This is a genomic window from Pseudoselenomonas caprae (genome assembly GCF_008271345.1).
In the GTDB taxonomy this organism is placed as follows: Bacteria; Bacillota; Negativicutes; order Selenomonadales; family Selenomonadaceae; genus Selenomonas_A; species Selenomonas_A caprae.
Genome location: NZ_VTOZ01000005.1, coordinates 1 through 21,133, shown reverse-complemented (window position 1 = coordinate 21,133; position 21,133 = coordinate 1). Strand labels below are relative to the sequence as shown.

Here is a 21,133-nt window from a genome sequence, read left to right as displayed (position 1 = left end):
TGTGCTTAATACACTAAGCATAGCGGTTCTGTTTTATTTTATTTTCCTTGTTTCGTCTCCGACTTACCGCCCCCGGCCATATCGCCGAGCGCATACTCACAGCACTGCTGCACCAGATTATTGACCGACACATCCTGCGCCTTTGCTACCTCGGTCAATCGCTCCAGCAAATCCACCGGTAGCCGAAACGTCTTATTCATCATCTCGGAGTTCTTCTTTACCACAAACATAAACGATTCCCACTTCCTTTCCATACCGCCTTGTAACCATATGTCCATCAAAGGAGCTGTATATATTCCATGAAATTCTGTTTATTCACCAGCGCCGTAGTCGTCGGACGCCCCAAATCTTCCCGTGCACCGATAGCACTTGCTACTTCGATGAAATGAAGGCCTGGCGTTGTCTTGGCAGCTTGCAACACCTTGTCCAATTCCGCAAAGGACGATACTTTACTGACCGTATCATAGCCGCAGGCCTTAGCAATTGTCGACAGGTCAGCACTCTGTGCTACCGTCGGCATCCCGCCTACCGTTTCATGAGCGCCATTATTGATGACGATATGCACAAGGTTCTGCGGCTTCACTGCCCCCATGACCGCCATTGCTCCCATATGCATAAGCACTGCACCATCGCCATCGATGCACCAGATTTTCTGCTCTGGTTTGTTAATGGCAACGCCCAACGCAATCGATGACGTATGTCCCATTGAGCCTACTGTCAAGAAATCATACTTATGACTCTGCCCATTTGCTTCTCGCGTCTCAAAGAGTTCGCGGCTGGCTTTGCCTGTTGTCGAGATGATTGGGGCTTCCTCGGACACAGCCACGATATGCTGGATGATTTCCTCACGCAGCATCTGATTGTCGTTCTTATAGACCACTTTCTCCTCATAGGACAGCGCACCCTTACGGATGACAAAAGCCACATTCTTGCCTTTCTGCAACAATGTCTTGTACTCTGCCAGCACAGCCTGCAGTTCCTCAACAAGAGTATAAGGGCTGTCGCAGCAATAGCCATCAACTGGTCAATGAGATCAATACTATAAAACCGCAAAACCTTTCGCCCTCGAGTAATTTCGTTATCCGCCAGTGCCGCCAACTCATGCCGTCGCTTCCCCAATGCAAGGAACAATGACAAAAACGTCACACACAGTAAAAACCACATTGTCATTTCCATTCCAATAGCAATTGCCCCCATAACAGCCCGAAGCACAAATCCTGAAGCAATAATCATCACATCAATAATAACGACATGCTTTAGCCGCAAAGTATAGCAGATATTTATAATCACATAGGTTAAAATATGGCAAAAGCAACCTACATTGACCATATACGCTAACAGCCCACCCACAAGCCATAACAAAATAGACCATATATAGGCCTGAATAATGCTAATCTTACCTGAGGCGATGGGACGATTACACTTTTTAGGATTGTACCTATCATTTTCCGCATCGACAATGTCATTAAAGAAATACACCCCACTGCCGGCCAAACAAAAGGAGCAAAAAGCCATAGTTACCAGCAACAATTTCCCCTCAACAAATAAACTTCCTCCAAACAGCAATGCTGCGTATACAAGTATATTTTTTGTCCATTGATAGGGACGCATCTCCTGCAAAATACACATTCCCAATAATTATCCCCTCCGTAAGATGAATGTCAAGAAACACATTCATCCCAATTATGATAAACACTAAAAAACATCCCCCCATACTTTTTACTACACTTAGCAAAGCCAAAGTTCATACTCAAATAATATTCAAAAGCATAAAATTATAAATTATACAAATACTTGCCACATTCAACATCTATAAATAAGGAATACTAGAACAAAGTCTTCAAAGTGGTGTACAGAAAAATCTATGCAGAAAAAAATCCACAACGGATTAAATAGTGTCTAATCATACATAGTTACACAACATATCATAATCTAATAATTTTTGATATACTACCATCTTTACTCCATCTCAGCGCATTTTCATAGTCTTCATTTGTATCAAATTCTATCCAACCATTATTAAAATGAATTGCCTTAACTTCTTTTCCAGCTTCAATTATTGCATTAAGCAGATCTGTCATATATGCCTGTTTTATCGTCTTTCCGGATTGTTGCCACGGTTTATTCATAAATGATTGATATGCTTCCCCCATAATTTTTTGAATAAACTTTAATCCATTAACAGAAAATTTCAAGATCCCTATATATCTAGCACTAATATTACCTGCAGATGGATTTTCAAGACCAAGCTCTATTATATTATCTTTATCATCAATTACTAAACTTTCAGTATCAAAATCCACCCTTCCATAGCGCTTCACCCAATATTCTTGCCAATTATCATCCACCGCACATGCAAAATCCGCTTTTAATTCCATCATTTTCTTTAACATATCATCCTGAAAAAGAACATCAGAATAGCTTACAATGATGTCATCATCAAACTCCGCTTTAGCCTCCATTAATGACTCAACCATATTAGTATTAGCGTAATTCTTATTTGTATAATATTTTATGCCTTCATATGATATTTTATCTGCAGCAAATCCACGAACAATTATTATATCCTCAATTCCACAATCTCTATATACTTCTATCTGGCGTTCTATTAATGTTTTCCCCATAAAATCCAGCATTCCCTTGGGTAAATTTTTAGTATATTTCTTTAAACGTGTCCCTGATCCAGCTGCTAAAATGATTGCTTTCATTTTTCAAAACCTCCTATAAGTGTCTTCAATAAATTTATATCATTTTTTCTAAATGATTTTTCTCTTTCTGGATGCCACATAGTCCCTATAATAGGTAGTGATTTATGACGAATCTTTTCAATGACGCCATCATCAGCTCGCATTACAGCGACTAGTTCATTACCATCCAACTTTAAACATGCTTCATTATGATAGCTATTTACCTCAATCGAATCTTCAATTCCAGTAATAGTATGGTATTTCGCAACATGTCCATCTACCTTTACTAAATTATTTCCAAAATAATCCAAAATAGACTGCATTCCGCGACAAAATCCGTATAAAGGGATTTGCCTTTTTACTGATAAATCGATCAGTTTTCTATCTGTATCATCTCGTTCAGGAGCATCGCCACCATACTTTACCAGACTATTTCCTCCGACTAGGACAATACCATCAGGATCAACATTATCAACAATTTGCTCGACGATCTCCCAATTATTCGGAACGGATATTGGTAAATAACCACATGCAAAAATATATTCAGGAATTCTCTGATCAACACAATCTCTACGTTCATTATACGCATCAATAACTTCTACTCTTTGTGTATATAAGACCTTTTTCATAAAACCACCATACAACTTAAACTTCTCTTATTATTTTTTCATGTTTGCAATCTATTGTTAACTTATGTGAAGCTATAGCATATTCATACAATATCGCCCCACTTCCTATTGCTGCTGGAATTTTAAATTCAGCACATCTAATTGCCATGTGTGAAGCTGCCCCACCATACTTTGTAATCAGCCCCACTATTCCTTTTGAAAAGATCCAATCATATCCTGGATCCGCTTTCTCTATTACAACAATTTTACCATCTACACTTTCTTCTGCATCATCCTCTAGCAATACCACCTCCGCTGTAACTTTTCTTTCGGTAATGAAATTAGGTCTAGAATTTATGTTTTCTATATACACAAAATCTTGTCTTGAACATATCACTGCGGGTAGAATCATCTCAGAATTAATTTTGAACAAATCATGTCTTTTATCTATGATAAGCGACCAAAACTCATTTAATCTATCGACGTCCGAATAAAACTCTGTTGCATAAATCTCCGGTAATTCTAGGTAAGATAAATCCGCCACATGTATACTTGCTATTGTACCTATTTGTTTAATAAGTTCTATTACTTGACTTAGACTCTTCGTAAATATGAATTTAAAATATTCACGTTGCTCTGTTGCCTTTTTTACAAAATCAACAACATTAACCCCTTTGATACCTACTAATCCAGAATTAATAATAGCATTATCAAAAGCATCAATAACATCTTTCTCGTTAAGGTTAGATATTTTCGTATCTGATTTATGGCGATCCGTTTTTTTAGAAAAAAGATGACTCATTTGATCATAGCGTGGATTTCTAATATTGTATGTTCCTGCCCTAAGGTGACCATAGATTTGCATAAACTGATCCTTATCAAGTCTACCGTCAAGGACTGCATGATAATCACGATCGTAATCAACAGCAATCGTTCGAATACTCGACATAAATTGATTATACTGCTCGAATGTTATATAGCCCTCTGTTACCAGTGATTTGCACATTGACTTAGCAATAAATGCACACCTTGCATGTCGTGAAAATTGCGGTGTTCCAAACTTATTTATGGAATCAAGTAAAGTGTGTATAGATTTTGCTATCAATCGAAAATCTGTAGTACCGCTGGTTATATTATTTATATCCAGCCTAATTCCCTCTAATTGCTTAAGACTCTCCATATCTGTTGCTAAGACATCTGCATACGAGGAAATTGTTTTTATGGTCAACTGTTTCAAGGCATTCTCAAGTTCCAGGATCTCTTCTGTAGAAAAACCTTCCGTCATCAGTTTAGCTAATCTGACATGCATAGAGAAATCATAACAATTATGCGAAATTTCAAATTCTATTTTATCATGTGCAGATAAATTATCTTTAAGTTCATTTATATAATAATCACGAAGCTTCTTAGACAAATCATCCGATAAGGCACTTGGCATTAATGCTTCAAAAGATCTCTCCACACTGATATAAGGTTTATTACCAAACCTATACATCAACTCTTTAGGAACTGGTCGATACCCCATAGGAACCAAACCTTCATTCCATGCCGATTTCGTAATAATTTCACGATACAACGAATAATCCAAATTTTTGGGATTATCCCCTATGATTTCAGCAGGATTCCAAAATGCCATATCAGAATAGCATGTTAACCCCATACCACATCGCTTTAAATACTTCTTAACATTCTCCTCTTTTATGTCTTGTAAGTCCTGTTTATTATTCTTTCTTCCATATTTATACGCTGCTGCCAAAGGACGCACTTGGAATATAACAACTGATTCACTCGTTATTGCAAACTCAATATCCAGCAAAATTCCCTTTAATATTTCTTCCATTTCCCATACTGCTTCCATAAGGCTTCGCCATTTTAGAGGAACATTATTCTTATCCACGTCATATGACAACCATGCCGAATATCCCCCTGAACCGGACGTTACAGAATCAGTACTGCCGCTATCATCATAATTAATTACATAATATGGTCTATTTCTTTGAATGTCTCTAGTAAAGACAACACCTGAAACAAGAACATCTTCTGTCTGCCGTTGAATCAGTACTTGTTCATCGTCATCCACCTCTTCTCCATAAGAGCTAATAACTGTAGCAATTGCATGTTTTACAGCTTCTCTATCTATTACACTGACATCCAGAATAGATTCAAAATGCCCCGCATTAGACTCCTCAAACGCATCCTCCCTCTTCGAGGAACTGCGAACTACAATTTTCCCCGCTTTAAAGGCACGAACTATATCATCCGCCACTTTATCATTATCTGTAGAAAATTCACCTATGGTTACAATATACATCTCCTCAATGCGGGCTTTTCTTATCATTTCTTTTAGAGATTGTAGTGTATTAGCCTTTGTTGAAATTAAATTACTATTTAATTGTTTCTTTTGAATAACATTCGTATTTAGCGTATCCAAAATCGCCTGCGGTGAAAGCTTGTCATAATAATCAATTTTCACCACTCTACCGCCTATATTCTGCACATATTTTTTAGCAGATAAGATTGCCCATTCATTTCCATGATACAGTGTTATTTCTGCATTAGGATATTTTTTGTGTAAAATTCTTAAATTTTCAACAGGGTCAAAAGTACTTTGTGGCCAAACTTCATCTACATACTTAATACTTTCAACTACAGTTCTTCTTTCACTCTCATCTGAAACGTGAACCCCCATCCATGCCTCAGCAGCATCATCGCTAACTAAGCCAAAAACACTCAAGTCGTTTTCTTGTTTGGCTTTCTTCAATGCTTTTATATGCCCAAAATGTAGCAAATCTATAAGGCCAAAACTATAAGATATTTTCATAATAATCCACCATATAATTCTTATACTATAAAATTTTCTCATTACTAAAGGATTAAAATTTCCAAGTTGCTTTATGCTTAAAATCCACCGCGCTTAAACCTTCTTCAATGAATTTTTCTGTACTCTCCCCATATAATCATCAATCAAAAAAGAAACAATCCTCTCCCCAGTCTTTCCATCATGTCTCAACGAGCTATTTATGTATTCAATTCTTTTTCCCTGTAAAGGATCATTACCATTAAGTAAAGTTTGTAAATTATTAATTAACTCTATATCAATATGAGCTTTATACATAAGTTTCGATCTGTATTTTGCATCTAGATTCCATCCTTTATCACTTCCGCAATATATTACAGGATTACCTGTTGCTATTTCTTCAACCAGCAATGATGACCAATCGCTAACAATTACATCAGCCGCTTTTAAACAGGACAAGTAGTCAGGGCTACTATCTAGTAAAAAATTATCAATTTCATCAAATAAAGCGATAAATTCTTCTTCTTTCTTAGTCATTTCTCCACTAGAAACATAATTCCTAAGCATTAACGGATGTGGCCTGCATATCAGTTGATATTGTATGTTTGTTTTAAAAAATTTAATTATACTATCTTTAAACTTAAAAAAAGTTGATGGATTTATTGTTTTATCAGTCGACCATCGAGGTAACCAAACTACTTTTTTAAAGTCACTCTTGTAAACCAGAGCTGTTTTATGCAGATCAAAACGGGTAAAACCTAGATACGCTATCTTTTTCCAATTTGCATGAAAACACCTTTTATAAACGTTATTTAAATCTTTACAACGTGCCATGTTCTCAGTAAAAACGATAAACACAGAATCAAGATAATACATATAATATGAAATTTTTGTTGTCCAAATATTTTCACAATATGCATAAGGAATAAAACATAATTTGCAATATTTTGATAAAACTTCACTTCGATATTGAGGAGGCATGTGAATATCATATGGTCTGTTAACAAACACATCATCTGGATTTAATACCTGAAGATCAAACCATTTTTTATTTTCGTATCCATTTATCGTATCATCAAAAAAGCTTTTACAATACTCATATGCTTCATTTTTACCATAGTTTTCATGATTTAAATCACCATTTTCGCCATATATCTTCTCTGATATAGCCAATAAATACGTGTCATCTCCTTGCTGATAACAAAGCTCTGGATATCCATATCTACCAGTAGCTTTATCGTTACCTGCCCCTGGTAGATATGCTGCGGTTCATCATGTATGCCCAGCCCACCACGCCAGCCGATGACAAAGATCAATGGCATATACCTTATCGCTCAGCAGCGAGGCAACCGGATTGATGATATTGCCCTCGCCGCTGTTCTACATATATACGACCGGAACCTTGCCCGTCGCCAAGTGATACCCTGCCGCCAGTGCCGCACAATTTCCTTCATTGGTTGCTATGATATGGTGCTTTTTATCAATGCCGTAGGTATGCATCAGATAGTTGCACAATGTTTTCAGCTGGGAATCAGGTACTCCCGTATAAAAATCTGCGCCTAAGGTACGCACGAAATCTTCTATTTTCATGGTCTTATAAATCCTCCCTTTATCCTTTCAGGATTGCCCGATACAGACAGGTAAAATCCGCCGCCTCCAAGTGCAGCAGATGGTTCTGCAAACGCTGCACATTTACAGAACCTGCCAGCGCTGCAATGACATCATCCGTTTCCTCATCTGTCCGGTTTAGTTTATCCATCTTGCATTCTTTTAGTATCTGCTGAAATGTAGCGATTGCTTCCTGTACAGACTCGCAGTCCATGGCCGCAGCGATTCCCGCAAAATTCTCCTGCAGCTGCTGTTGCGTCGGCGCATCCGCAGCAGACAACCTATTTTGCATATACGGCCATAAATGACTCAGGCATAAAGCTGCCGCCTGTCCATGCGGCACTCCAAATAGGCTGGTCAGCTTATAGCACATGGCATGTGCTGCCGTCGTCTTCGATATATTGATGGCTTTGCCGGCATAATGCGCTGCCATCAACATCGACATATTGACCGTCACATCTGCATTTCCCTGCAGATACGACAATCTTGCCGCACACAATAAACGCAATGCCTCCCGTGCATACACACGGCTCTCCGCCGTCGCATGGACAGACCAATACGACTCAATGGCATGGCACATCGCATCAAGATACGTCGCCCGTTTCTGCCGCAACGGTAAATTTACCAGTGTCGCTGCATCCAGGACAACCGCCTGCGGGATATTATCCGGCTCTGCCACGGAAAGTTTCCTGCCATCCTGATAAACTACCGCAAAGTGCGTAGAATCGCTGCCTGTCCCGGCTGTTGTCGGGATTACCACGAAAGGCAGTGTCCCCGGCTTAAGATTCTGCAGGAAATCCGGCTTAGAGGTATCCACTTCATAAAACAAACGGATGCATTTTGCCACATCTATTGCACTGCCGCCGCCACAGGCAAGGATAAGGTCACACCCCTGCGTCTTGCATAAAACAGCACCGGCAATTGCTGACTGTATATCCGGATTCGGCTCGAAATCCGTAAACTCAATAACATCTATGCCTAGATTCTCCGGAAGATGGAGCAGATACTGCCCCACCTCCAGATGCAACATCGAACTGCCATGTACCAGCAAAGCCCGCTTGGCAGGCACAGATTGCAAATACGCAGTCAGCGATGCATAATCCTTATCCACGAAAATCAACTGCTGTTTCATTTCCGTATCCTTAATAATCTGCCGGAATCAAGCGGATAATCTCTTTGAACGACATGCACATATCGTCACATTCCTTTGCCCGATGATTCTGCAGGATGCATTCTGCCGCTTTCTGCATAGCAGGGAAGCCTGCACGCATCAGCTGATTGGCATAGATAACGACATTGACGCCGCGCGCTTTGAACTCTTCCTCAGTGACCGAGTTGAACGACGTCGGCACAACGACGATCGGCGTCTTGGCATCCTGCGCACGGAATTTCTCTACAAACTCAAAAATTTCCGATGGATCTTTCTTGCGGCTGTGAATCATAATGGCATCTGCACCAGCCTTGACAAAAGCAAAAGCTCGCGTCAAAGCATCATCCATGCCCTGCTCTAAGATAAAGCTTTCAATGCGGGCACAGATCATGAAGTCCTGCGTCTTCTACGCCGCCTTACCTGCAGCAATCTTCTCCGAAAAATTCTCAATCGAATCCTGCGTCTGGTTGACCTCGGTACCAAAGAGGGAGTTCTTCTTGAGGCCAGTCTTATCCTCGACGATGATCATGGATACACCCATGCGTTCCAAGGTACGTACCGTATAGATGAAGTGTTCCTTCAGCCCGCCAGTATCAGCATCGAAGATAATCGGTTTCGTCGTGACCTCCATGATGTCGTCAATCGTGCGGAAACGCGATGTCATATCGACAAGCTCGATATCCGGCTTGCCTTTGTCCGTCGAATCGCACAGCGAGCTGACCCACATCGCATCAAACTGATGTGCTTTGCCCTCGTCATACACGACGGTATTTTCAGCCAGAAGTCCCGTAAGGCCGCTGTGGGTCTCGATAGCCGTAACCGTGCCTTTCATCTCGATTGCCTTCTTCAGACGACTGCGACGCATATCGGGAAGCGACATCTCCTCACGTGTGCGCGCATCCATCTGACGATATTTCTCGCTCTGTGCATATGGGAACTCAACCAGCTTGCCGCCATATGCTGCCAGGCAGGAAACGACCTCATCACGCACCGGTTTTTGGAATCCTTCGCACCAGTCATCGCCATGAACGACGTACGTCGGCTGATATTTCTCGATGTTTTTCTTGTAGCTAAGCTCATCCTGTGCCACCACACGGTATACACCAGCAATATTTTCAAAAAGAGCCTTACGTTCCTCAAACGGAACCATCGGAAATCTCTTATAGCTTGCCACTGCCTCATCCGTAAGCACACCAACGATGAGCTTGCCAAGACGAGCAGCCTTCTTGATCAGCGCAATGTGGCCGCTGTGCAGGACATCCGTAGCAAACGACATATATACAGTACGTTTCTCAATCTCCTGTAGCTGATGCGAGACCACCGCCAAATCCTCCGGATTATCGATCTCACGGCAAAGCATATCCTTGACATCCAGCGGACGGATAGCGCACGAATCGCTGACTTCATTCAAAGCATTTTCCGCATAGCAAGCGGTGTTGCCTTCCTCACAAAATGCAACAATCTTTGCCAGCCAATTCTTCCAATCTTCCTTCGTCAGCTTGTAAAGCGGCTGAGCAGCCATCGCCTGCTCAAAGAATTCAATGCCTACCTTTTGAATCTTGCCGTCAACAACCACAGCCTTGAAATCCTTCTGCGGCAGGTCTGCTGTCGAGCTAACCGCCATAACACTTCCCTCTACAGCCATAACCTGGTCGAACACAGAATTCTCGAAGACAAGATCGCCATGCATCAGGATCAGCTCTGTATCCTGCAAATACTCTTTCGCCTTGAACATCGAATAAATGTAGTTCGTATCCTTGAACTTATCATTATGGACAAAAGTAATCTTCAACGGCAAGTCCAGTCCCTGTACATACTTCACCAATACATCTGCAAAGGCACCAGTCGTGATAACCACTCCATCTACACCAGCATCTACAAGACTCTGCAACTGCCTGCTGAGAATCGTCTCCCGACTGGAAATCTCCGTCATACACTTGGGCTGCTCTGCTGTCAAAACGCCCATAGAGTTCCCATCCCCGAATTTAAAATCAATGCTTTCATAATATTAAAATCTCCTCTCACCATTTGAAATACCGGATAATCTCCTGTCGTTTAATAAAACTCCCCGCTAAAATCAATAGGATTAATATATATCGAACTATACTTGGAAGTTGATATACATATAGCACTCCAAAAGAAAATACTCCTACCATTATGGAAACAATCGACAAATATTTCATATCATATACATTCATACGCAAAAAATAATACGAGATAAGGTAATCCATAACCGCTTGCAATAAATAACAAACCAATGTAGTATATCCTGCTGCAACATATCCATAACCAGGAATAAACAAATAATTCAATCCAACATTCAACACACCCGTCGATATACTAGCTATCATGACATACTGCGGTTTTTTCATTAAATATAAAACATTTGTAAATAAATAATATAATAAGCTAAAAAAAGCACCACATATAACTGGCGGCACAATATATACAGCTTCTAAGAATTCATCTGTTGCCAAAACTTTGATAACCTCCGGTGCTAACAATGCGATAAAAACACAAATAACGCCAAAGAAGGTAATAATTGGCAAAACTGTATTGGATATTTTGGGGTAGTTTTTTACTTCATAGCATTTTATGATAAAAGGTACTAATGAACTATTTACCGCTGTCCATACCATCATAACCAACATTGCTACCGTATAAGATACGCTATAAAATCCAGCTTCACGTTCTCCTACCAGCGCCGCAATCATAAGACGATCAGAACCGCCCAAAAAAAACAACGATAGGTAATGTGGAATAAGTGGCAAATTAAACAAAATAGCGGGACGCCAATATTTAACTACCAGCTTATACCCAACACGTTTAGCAATATGAAAATAAAAACCAACATAGCAAGCAACAAGAGGAAGCGCAGCTCCTAAGACTCGTTCGTACAAGCGATTAAATGGCATAATCAACAACACAACGACCACTGTAATAGTTGACAGAATAGAACTTCCCACAGAAAAAATAGCCGGCCATTTGTAACGATAACCAAATCGTTCCTCTCTGAGCCAGAAGAACATCGCAGGACTAAATAAGAAATTCGTAAACATTACAACTAATAACATTGGCTCTACCCGCAAAAATTCTTTAATCCATGGATATATTACACATACGCATATGCCAGTAATAATCGTTATGACATTTGAGAGTACCAACATGGAAAAAACGAACTCATGACGTTCTTCCTTATAATCCTGAAGGCCAATATCCATCCAGCCAGCGCCCAAGCAAAACATTGCTACAATCCCTAGCATCTGCTCTGTTGTATAATATACAGATGCCGCACCATATTCTTCTACTGTCATTAATCGTGTAAATATCGGAGTAGTGATGAAGCCTAAAGCTCGCTGAAGAACCATGCCAAACAGATATACTAATGCAGCTTTTGCAGTTATCGGCATGTTTAGAAACTTCTTCCAAAATCCCAAAATGAAACTAATCATGGATATATGCCTGCAATTTTTCTTCTATATACTTGATTTCATCTTGATATGGATATTTCTTCCATAATCCAATATTCTTAGCAGAAATCTCTGGTTTAAATCTCGTCTGTTTTCCTATATGTTGAGATTCTTCTAAACCTAAAAAATCCATAATTTCATTACTAGTTTTTTCGTAATCCAATACCAATTGTTCAAAACAGATAAATTTCACATTTTCCATCTTCTTAAATCTATGCTGATTCTTCCGATACGGAAGGAACCAATCAATAAATTTTTTTACATCATGCGTTTTCTTTATATCTGCGCCAATCAACATATTACTATCAATCAAATCAACATATTGATCGCGTGGATCTCGTTCCGCCACAATCACTTTGTATTCAGAAAAATAATCTTTTGCCACCTCAATATTCTGGACAGGAACTGCTTGATCTAGGATAATATAGTTTTTATCTTCACTAACAATACATGCCATCAAAGAATCTATATACTCCCTGCACCACCGGCAAAACTCCTCCTCCTCGCATTGTGCATAAAATAGTTTCGGCATTATATTTCGCGAAGCTGGCCATAATTTGTGTTTTATCTTATTGTATAAAATTGTTGATTTCGACTTTTGAAATTCTAAATAATGCCAATTACTATCATATTGAAAAGGCGATAATCTTTTTATAAAGTCATTGGTTATTTCAAGGAATTTATCCCCCCAAACACTTTCATATCCAAGACCATTAACCAGTTTAAATCTGCCACTTTGTACACTCAAATGATAAGCAAACCATAAAAAGTTCTTTATCGCAACATCTACATTCAGCGGCTCCCAACGATCAATTATATTATATTTTAAATCCATCAAACCACATGGATCTTTAATCAACCGAAACTCAATCCCTGGTTCCCATGTCACGGAAAACTCTCGCAAAAAATCCACCACCGCACTAGACCCAGACCAACCATAGCCTAATACAGGAACATAACACCGTTTATTTATTGACACGTACTATCCTCCCCACTATAACTATCCACTTATAAAAGTTTCTCTTTCAAAGTCTTAGAAATAAATTTTTCTACAATTTTATGCAAGAATATCGCATATATTGTACACTGAGAAAAAGAAATTAATATTCTTGCAGCATTTGTATCAACCCCCAGTTTGGTTATAATATATACAGTCGAATTCCACACAAAGAATTGTGCAAGAAAAAATGCATATGATATTTTCGAACAATATCTAATACTTTTCAAATCATAAATATAAGCAGGAACTTTCCAGCCCGACATCGAAATAATCTGCAGCATAAACATAGGAAGCGCTACCCAGCTATACAACATATAATTACCTACAGAAACATGAAGTTTCACCCCCACAGTTACCCCTGCCACTAAAATCAAAAACTCTAGCAATATCATTTGCCAAGAATAAAGCCATTTACTAGATTTACCAGTTGATATTTTAGGCATTAGCGAGCAAATTACTACCCCCAACAAAAATTCTAACATCCTAAAAAACGGATTAGAATATATACTACTTGTTTTGAAAAAATAAACTATAAATGGTGCATACAGTAAAATACCAGCTACAACTCCTATAATGACCACTTTCATTCTAACAGTTATTTGCTTGACTATTTCCTGCATAAACGGATAAATGAAGTAACACATTAGTATACAAGATATAAACCACGTACCACCATTATGCGAGATGGCAAATAAGCTATCAAAACTTGATTGAATGCAAAGCATCTCCACAGGTGCCAATAAAATATTTTGACTTATAGTTTCCTTCCCTAAAAAACAAACATAAAAAAACGCTACAGTATAATACAAAGGAATTATGCCAATGATTTTTTTATATAAAATTTCCTTATTACATTGATATCCCGTAAATCCTTAGCTTTCCATGTCCAAAACAATGCAAAACCTGATAATATAAAAAATGCTGTCATATAAATAGCACCCATACTTACAAAGGGTGTAAAGATACCATAATCACACTGTATATGGATATGTGAATGAAACAAAAAAATCATCAACACTGACAGAATCCTATATATATCCAATCCTACTATTCGTGTCTGTCTGTCTGTCTGTCTGTCTGTCTGTCTGTCTGTCTGTCTGTGACGAGCATTTTCCATATTTCTCCTCATGTCAACTCATTCCGCAAAATCATTCAGTTTTTCAATCACATAGGTTACTTGTTCCTCTGTCATGCCATAATACATTGGAATACTAAGCACCGACCGGCTGATTTCCTCAGCATTAGGCAATACCCCCTCTGCAATCTGCAAATCAGCATAGGCCCCTTGCATATGCATCGGAATCGGATAATGCTTTACCGTATGGATACCGTTCTCCGCTAGGTATTCTTCCAATTCATCACGTTTTTCGCAACGAATGACAAACACATGGTAGATATGTTCATACTCGTCAGACGTCGGCAATGGTAATTGGATTAACGGATTCTTTATCTCAGCCAAATAACGAGCAGCAATTTTACGGCGTGCATCATTCCACTTATCAAGATGTGGCAGTTTCACTCGCAGGAATGCTGCCTGCATCTCATCTAGACGACTGTTGGTTCCCTTATAAATATGGTGATATTTATAATCCGAGCCATAATTACCAAGTGCACGGACTTTAGCAGCCAGGTCATCATCGTTAGTCGTTACACAGCCGCCGTCGCCCAATGCACCAAGATTCTTACCTGGATAAAAACTAAAGCCAGCTGCATCGCCAAGGGCACCAGCTTTCTTTCCTTTGTATTTAGCGCCATGCGCCTGCGCTGCATCCTCGATGACTTTCAGCCCATGCTTTTTTGCAATGCGATTAATTTCATCCATATCACAGCAACGACCTTGCAACTGCACTGCCATGATAGCTTTTGTTTCTGATGTAATCGCTGCCTCTATCCGTGATGTATCAATATTAAACGTTTCAATCTCCGGCTCCACAAACACCGGCGTTGCGCCCGCATACGAAACAGCTAACGCCGTAGCGATAAAGGTGTTAGAGGGGACGATTACCTCGTTGCCAGCCCCAATGCCATAGGCCTTCAAAATCAAATACAACGCATCCAACCCCGTAGCAACGCCAATGCAATGCTTTACACCAACATAGGTGGCGAACTCTTTTTCAAAGGCTTCCAATTCAGTGCCTTGAATAAACCAACTGTTATCCATAACTTTTTTATAGGCTGAATCCAACTCATGACGTATTTCATCATGCATAGGACGCAAATCTGCAAATGGTATTTCCATTTATATCAACCTCTCTTATTCAATATCCCATTCATAAAAATCGTGCACTACAGCTCTTGCCCCAAATCCTTCTTTCTGTTCAATCAATCCCTTATTCAAATACCGACCTTGTTGTTCATTAGAAATTCCAAAATCTAAATAAGTGCTTTTCGCATATTTCTCTGTAACTAAATAATCTATAACACAATCTAATGCACCTAAAGCTCTCCCCTTGCCAGAATTAGCCAAATATTGCGTATGAACAACATCATCATTTTCAAAAACCACGGTACCTGCTAACAACTCTCCATTCAGCTCTGCAATATACAAATGTATATTTTTAGGGAATCTGCTTGCCAGCAACTCTAATTCTGCTCCAGTATGTACAGCACTAGTATTATGATATTTGCTTAATACACTGTTTACCAAATCTATAAATGCCCTGAAATTTTTAGATTCTTTCACCTCTACACCATTATTATGTGCCTTATTAATCATACGCTTACGAAGTTTTTTATATTTATATCTACAAGGCAAATAAATAGTTGTTGACACATCACGTCGAATAAGTTTAGCATTGTGAATAAACAATGCGTATTTTTCCTCCTCGGATGGATACTTATAGTAAATATAAGGCATGCACTTATACAATAATTTAATTATTCGTTTTTCTTTACAAAACTTATATAACTCATTAAATATTTCAAGCATAAGTTCCGTAGACATACTCTCATTTGATAGCACACCGCCGAACGTTAATCCACCATGACTTATCAAAGTATTATCATGCCTCGAAGCCGGTAGTAATGCTACAATTTTATCTTTATCATTAATAAACATCAATGATAAATCATTAAATCTATCCGAATGATATTCCATATATTTACGATAAAAAAAGAAATGTTTATTCTTTGCGTTTTGCACAAATTCATCCCAGGCAGCTTCATAGTTATGATTATATACTACTGCTCTAACTCGACTCATTATATCAACTCCGCATATCCAAACCCTGTTTTTCCACAACCATTTCCATTGTAAAACATATAGATGTGTTCATTATATTTGTAAATATACGGATAACTTAAATTTGTATCATCCCACGAATCAACACCGACATCAATCCCTGCTAATTCGTCTTTTCTATTCCATTTAATTCCATCATACGATTCAGCATAACCTATATAATATCCCCTTGAGTATGTTCTAATGGAATAATACATTTTTAACATATTTCCATCTCGCCATACAAAAGGTCTTCCAAATCCATGCTCATCATCATTTTTATATGACATGCACTGTATCGGCTCTTTTCCCCAATGTATTCCATCTAATGATTCCGTATACTTCATAATGTATAAGGGACGAAGCTTTCCTCCACTTGTAGTCCAACCTTCACGATTACTACCAATGTACCACATTTTATAAATCCCTTGATCATATATTACATTAATGCCACAGCGCGCATATATTTCATCCCCACATCTATCTAATATCGGACTTTCCGAATATCTGCTAAACGTATGCCCGCCATCCACGCTAATAGCCAAACCGCCAAACATATAATACGGTACATTAACACCTAATTGAAAACCAACATAATATAAAAAAATCTTACCATCGCACTCTATTACAGAAATTGGAACCACACCATTATCATCAAAAGATCCTTTTCTTCCAATATCCAAAACCGGCTCTCTTGAAACACATAATACTTCCGACGGATTATTAGGATTAACATCCACATATCCAATTCGACCAACATTATCCTTATCGCAAATTCCTATAAATATCCTCAGTTTATTATCAACTAAAATTGGCGTAGGTAGCATCGCAAATTGATTTCTCCACGGATAAATATTATCAGCTTTATAAATCAATCCTTTTTTCTTCCACATCACCTTTATGCCTCCTCAAGACCGAATATCACACATGTCTTTAATCGTTCCGCCTCAGCTCTTGGAGCTCGGTACAATTCACCTTTGACTGTGTCATGCATCAACACCACACCGCCACCTATAAAACATCCTTCAGCGATATTAACACCATCACCTACACAACAATTTATGCCCAAAAAGCAATTATCGCCAATACTACAAAACCCTGAGATAGCCACATGTGACGAAAAAAATACATTATTCGCAATCTTTGTCCGATGTCCTATATGATTGCCACTCCACAAATAGACATTATTGCCTATACTGACATTTCGCTGAATAACATTGTTTTCTAAAATAAAACAGTTATCACCCAATTTTACATTATTGGCAATAAACGCTCTTGAGCTAATATAACTGGCAAATTTATACCCCATTGTTTTAATTCGATTATACATATTGGTTCGATCATGATTAAGGTGTCCGTACCCCATCGCCACAAACACTTTGTACTCACTCAAAGGATATTTTTCTTGCAAATCCTCCACTCTTACAACCGGCAAACCATTCAACATACCAGTGGTATTGTCAACATATTTTGCATCAGCAGCATAACCACATACTTCGTATTCCGAATCCGACTGGAAATAATCAGTCGCTAAATCAGCCGTTTCTCCGAGTCCGATAATTACTAGCTTTTCCTTCTTCTCCATTTTATTTACTTTCCTCTATCAAGTTCAACAAAACTCCCACCGTATTACATTTTTCAATTTCCTTTACTGGAACCACAACATTATAAACAGAATCAATAGCTGCCGATACAGCCAAAATAGCAAGCGAATCCCACAAATCATCTGGCAATACAGTATCTTTATTTACCATACCACTTTCCATTTCTAAGATTTCTTCCAATTTACAAAAAAATTCTTTCTCCATATTTATACACCTCTTTATAATTTCACGATGCAACCGCCCCACGAGTAACCGACACCAAAACCAACTAACATAATTTTCATTCCACGTTTAACTTCATTCCGTTCTATTGCTCTTTGCAGAGCCAAAGGAATAGATGCAGAAACAATATTACCCGTATTTTCCAAGTCTAAACAAAATTTCTCTTTAGGAACTTTCAACTTTGTACATAGATGTTTTAAAATAAAAGCATTTGCTTGATGAAATACAAAATAGTCAATATCATCAATAGTCATATTCCCCTTAGCCAGTATATTTTTCACCAGCTTCGGAATTGTAATTAAGGTGAACTGAAATATTTCCGGTCCATCCATAAAAAGATGATTATCTTCCACTTCTCTATCTATACGTGCTCCACGATTATGTACAATAAGATTTTCAGCCCCTCGACCATCAGTTCCTAAAACAAAACTACCTATATACTCATCTTCACTATTACAAGAAGAAATCCATGTTGCTGTCGCGCCGTCACCAAAAATTGTTCTAGTCGATTTATCCATTTTTTGAATATATTTTGTATACGTCTCTGCTGTTATTAACAAAACATTTGTTGCAACACAAGACTCAATCAGTCCTTTTGCTAAAGACAAACCATAAATAAAACCAGAGCACCCTTGATTGATATCTATAGCTGCACAATATTTGGATAAACCTAATGTCTTTTGCAAAACACACGCTGTAGCCGGTAAAACATAATCCGAACTTTGACTACAAAAAATCAAATAGTCAATCTGTTCCCTCAATCCTTTATTACGATTGAATAACTCTTCCGCTGCACTAACACCTAAATCAGAAGCACATTCGTCTTCTACAACGTGTCTTTGCTTAATACCAGTCTTTTTAAAAATATCGTCAGCCGTCCATGATAACCCCATTTCATCAACAAGATATTCATTTGTTTCAACTTTGGGCGGCAAATAATATCCAATATCTTGAATAACTGCTTTTATCAATGTTTATCTCCTCCTTCATTCGTTATAAAATCCAAAAACTCATCATAATCTCTAATGTAGTCATTTGCATCATACAGTTCTGATGCAAAGACTAATAAAACTGCATCTTTAGAGAAATCAAACATCTCTCTCCACATATTATTAGCAACATATAATCCTTCATAAGGCTTTTCTAAAGGAACAATCTTTTCTTCAACACCATTGTTGAGCCTTATTTTACAACTGCCATGAATGCACACAAGAATCTGTTCTAATTTCTTATGCGCATGATGCCCACGCACCACACCTTCTGCAGTATCATACATATAGTAAACGCGTTTAATTTTAAAAGGGATATCCTTAAATTCTTCTAAAGCAATTAACTGTCCTCGTTTATCCCCATGTGGTTGGAATACATATTTTACGACCTGCACATTGCCCCTCCTTTTCCCTTAATCAATGATTCTCATTACCTTAATAACTCTTGAACAAAGTCTTTATCTACCTGCGTCGGCGTTCGATTCGGAAAAAGTTTTTTTCGGATCGAAAACAGTATTCGTGAGGGACATATCCACCACCGCAACAACCGATACATCCATCCATGTTTTTGCTCAATTTTTAAAAATTCTTGCACATTCAATCTTTTCGCCTCGTCACACGGTTTCATAGAAAGCATTATCTCATTAGCCTTCTTCCAATCCTCATTTAACCGTTCCGCCCATACAGAACTGCCACTAGTAGAAATCCCCGTCCCATATTCGTAAAGCAAAAAACTACGAGGAACATGTGCAAACTGTTCTCCACAATATATCATCAATCGATAGGAATGATCTTCTGCATAAATAACTTTACCAGCTATCATTTCAAGATATTTTATCCACGACTCGCGTCTAAACATGGATGCTGCGCCTAAACAAATATCTCCACATAATAGATATTTACGCAGAACTTTTTCACCTGAAGAAATATTACGATATTGTGGATGAGCAATTTCTTTTGTCGAAACAATTTTTCCATTTTCCATATGGTAATATATAGCATCACAATAGGACATAATGCATTCCGTATGAGCATGCATAAAATCCACCCAGTCTCTTAATACATGTTTTCCATGCAAAAAATCTCCAGGTGAAGCTGGGCGCACCAAATTGCCGACACACGCATTAAGACCTTGTAAAACATTATATACTGTCCCGTTGTTATTCGGACTTGATACCAATTTATATTTTGAAAATCCTTGTTTATAAAAAAAATCCTGTATCTCATAAAAAAGATTATCTTCCGAGCCATCATCAGTAATTACAATCTCGAAATTACAATCTTCTTGCATAAGAATCGACTTTAATGTTAACCTCAATTTATCCCAACTGGGACAATAATTACAAACCATTACACTACATTCAACCGCTATTCCATTACTTTGCATGAATCAAGTCAGCTTCCCTTCTTCATTTTCAACCACTGCTGGCTACTCTCATCCCACATCTTTACCACCCGTGCTGGACTCCCTACAGCGATGGAATTTGCTGGTATATCATGAGTCACTGTACTATGGCTGCCGATAATACTGCCTTCCCCAATAGTCACTCCCGGAAGAATTGTTACAAACTCACCAATCCAGCACCTATCACCAATTTCTACACTTTCTCCCTCTGTAAGTCGCCTTTTCGCAGGTGGAATGTCTGGGCTACTTACATCATTACCGCGATAAATCCCATGATTGTGATCGGTAATATATACTTTACTGCCCATCAAGACATCATTACCAATAACAACACGATGAGTGCAGCCAATATGCACATATTCACCTATATTCG

The 21,133-nt window shown here is 38.5% G+C and carries 20 protein-coding genes and 3 pseudogenes; all 23 read right to left on the bottom strand.

The annotated features are described in order from the left end of the window. Positions 1-38 precede the first annotated feature (38 nt). Positions 39-230 (bottom strand): hypothetical protein, encoded by a 192-nt coding sequence (locus FZ041_RS03340; RefSeq protein ID WP_149188519.1) that lies wholly within the window; start codon positions 228-230, stop codon positions 39-41. Positions 231-277: 47 nt separating this feature from the next. After that, entirely contained in the window at positions 278-967 is a 690-nt protein-coding gene (locus FZ041_RS14720; RefSeq protein WP_255449222.1) for a thiamine pyrophosphate-dependent enzyme, read from the bottom strand. A gap of 164 nt (positions 968-1,131) precedes the next feature. Beyond that, positions 1,132-1,611 (bottom strand): annotated as a pseudogene (locus tag FZ041_RS14925) (UbiA prenyltransferase family protein); the annotation flags it as partial. Positions 1,612-1,925: 314 nt separating this feature from the next. Then, positions 1,926-2,708, bottom strand: a complete 783-nt coding sequence (locus FZ041_RS03325) for a phosphocholine cytidylyltransferase family protein (RefSeq protein WP_149188516.1) — start codon at positions 2,706-2,708, stop codon at positions 1,926-1,928. Next, positions 2,705-3,331, bottom strand: a complete 627-nt coding sequence (locus FZ041_RS03320) for a gamma-glutamyl-gamma-aminobutyrate hydrolase family protein (protein WP_222931129.1) — start codon at positions 3,329-3,331, stop codon at positions 2,705-2,707. Before FZ041_RS03320 ends, FZ041_RS03325 begins: the two co-directional genes overlap by 4 nt. 1 nt (position 3,332) lies before the next feature. Then, complete coding sequence (locus FZ041_RS03315; protein ID WP_187626292.1) at positions 3,333-6,116, bottom strand: PEP-utilizing enzyme; 2,784 nt, start codon at positions 6,114-6,116, stop codon at positions 3,333-3,335. Positions 6,117-6,209: 93 nt separating this feature from the next. Beyond that, complete coding sequence (locus FZ041_RS03310; protein WP_149188514.1) at positions 6,210-7,265, bottom strand: CDP-glycerol glycerophosphotransferase family protein; 1,056 nt, start codon at positions 7,263-7,265, stop codon at positions 6,210-6,212. 207 nt (positions 7,266-7,472) lie between these two features. Beyond that, positions 7,473-7,682: a thiamine pyrophosphate-binding protein gene (locus tag FZ041_RS14715; RefSeq protein WP_255449221.1), complete on the bottom strand. Its 210-nt coding sequence runs from the start codon at positions 7,680-7,682 to the stop codon at positions 7,473-7,475. Positions 7,683-7,701: 19 nt separating this feature from the next. Further along, positions 7,702-8,832, bottom strand: coding sequence for a phosphonoacetaldehyde reductase (locus FZ041_RS03300; protein ID WP_149188513.1), 1,131 nt, complete (start codon positions 8,830-8,832; stop codon positions 7,702-7,704). A gap of 10 nt (positions 8,833-8,842) precedes the next feature. Continuing rightward, positions 8,843-10,126 (bottom strand): annotated as a pseudogene (aepX, locus tag FZ041_RS03295) (phosphoenolpyruvate mutase). A 342-nt stretch (positions 10,127-10,468) separates the two neighbouring features. Then, positions 10,469-10,783, bottom strand: a pseudogene (locus tag FZ041_RS14920) (DUF6564 domain-containing protein); the annotation flags it as partial. A gap of 88 nt (positions 10,784-10,871) precedes the next feature. Next, a complete protein-coding gene (locus FZ041_RS03290) occupies positions 10,872-12,302 on the bottom strand; it encodes a lipopolysaccharide biosynthesis protein (RefSeq protein WP_149188512.1) in 1,431 nt (476 codons plus the stop codon). After that, on the bottom strand, positions 12,295-13,299 hold the full coding sequence (locus FZ041_RS03285) for a hypothetical protein (protein ID WP_149188511.1): 1,005 nt from the start codon (positions 13,297-13,299) through the stop codon (positions 12,295-12,297). Before FZ041_RS03285 ends, FZ041_RS03290 begins: the two co-directional genes overlap by 8 nt. A gap of 29 nt (positions 13,300-13,328) precedes the next feature. Next, a complete protein-coding gene (locus FZ041_RS03280) occupies positions 13,329-14,144 on the bottom strand; it encodes an acyltransferase family protein (RefSeq protein WP_369407309.1) in 816 nt (271 codons plus the stop codon). Between the two features lie 311 nt (positions 14,145-14,455). Continuing rightward, positions 14,456-15,559 (bottom strand): DegT/DnrJ/EryC1/StrS family aminotransferase, encoded by a 1,104-nt coding sequence (locus FZ041_RS03275; protein ID WP_149188509.1) that lies wholly within the window; start codon positions 15,557-15,559, stop codon positions 14,456-14,458. Between the two features lie 15 nt (positions 15,560-15,574). Beyond that, on the bottom strand, positions 15,575-16,522 hold the full coding sequence (locus FZ041_RS03270) for a GNAT family N-acetyltransferase (RefSeq protein ID WP_149188508.1): 948 nt from the start codon (positions 16,520-16,522) through the stop codon (positions 15,575-15,577). Further along, positions 16,522-17,436, bottom strand: a complete 915-nt coding sequence (locus tag FZ041_RS03265) for a glycoside hydrolase family protein (protein WP_149188507.1) — start codon at positions 17,434-17,436, stop codon at positions 16,522-16,524. The genes FZ041_RS03270 and FZ041_RS03265 overlap by 1 nt, the downstream gene beginning before the upstream one ends. Positions 17,437-17,438: 2 nt before the next feature. After that, on the bottom strand, positions 17,439-18,125 hold the full coding sequence (locus FZ041_RS03260) for an acetyltransferase (RefSeq protein ID WP_149188506.1): 687 nt from the start codon (positions 18,123-18,125) through the stop codon (positions 17,439-17,441). A 1-nt stretch (position 18,126) separates the two neighbouring features. Continuing rightward, positions 18,127-18,348 (bottom strand): acyl carrier protein, encoded by a 222-nt coding sequence (locus FZ041_RS03255; protein WP_149188505.1) that lies wholly within the window; start codon positions 18,346-18,348, stop codon positions 18,127-18,129. Positions 18,349-18,362: 14 nt separating this feature from the next. After that, positions 18,363-19,337 (bottom strand): ketoacyl-ACP synthase III, encoded by a 975-nt coding sequence (locus FZ041_RS03250; protein WP_222931128.1) that lies wholly within the window; start codon positions 19,335-19,337, stop codon positions 18,363-18,365. Further along, positions 19,334-19,750 carry a sugar 3,4-ketoisomerase gene (locus FZ041_RS03245; RefSeq protein ID WP_149188504.1) on the bottom strand — a complete coding sequence of 139 codons (417 nt, stop codon included), beginning with the start codon at positions 19,748-19,750 and terminating at the stop codon, positions 19,334-19,336. Before FZ041_RS03245 ends, FZ041_RS03250 begins: the two co-directional genes overlap by 4 nt. A 35-nt stretch (positions 19,751-19,785) precedes the next feature. Beyond that, positions 19,786-20,742, bottom strand: a complete 957-nt coding sequence (locus tag FZ041_RS03240; RefSeq protein ID WP_149188503.1) for a glycosyltransferase — start codon at positions 20,740-20,742, stop codon at positions 19,786-19,788. 8 nt (positions 20,743-20,750) lie between these two features. Next, positions 20,751-21,133 (bottom strand): DapH/DapD/GlmU-related protein (locus FZ041_RS03235; protein WP_304621468.1); only part of this gene is annotated, 383 nt, incomplete at its 5' end.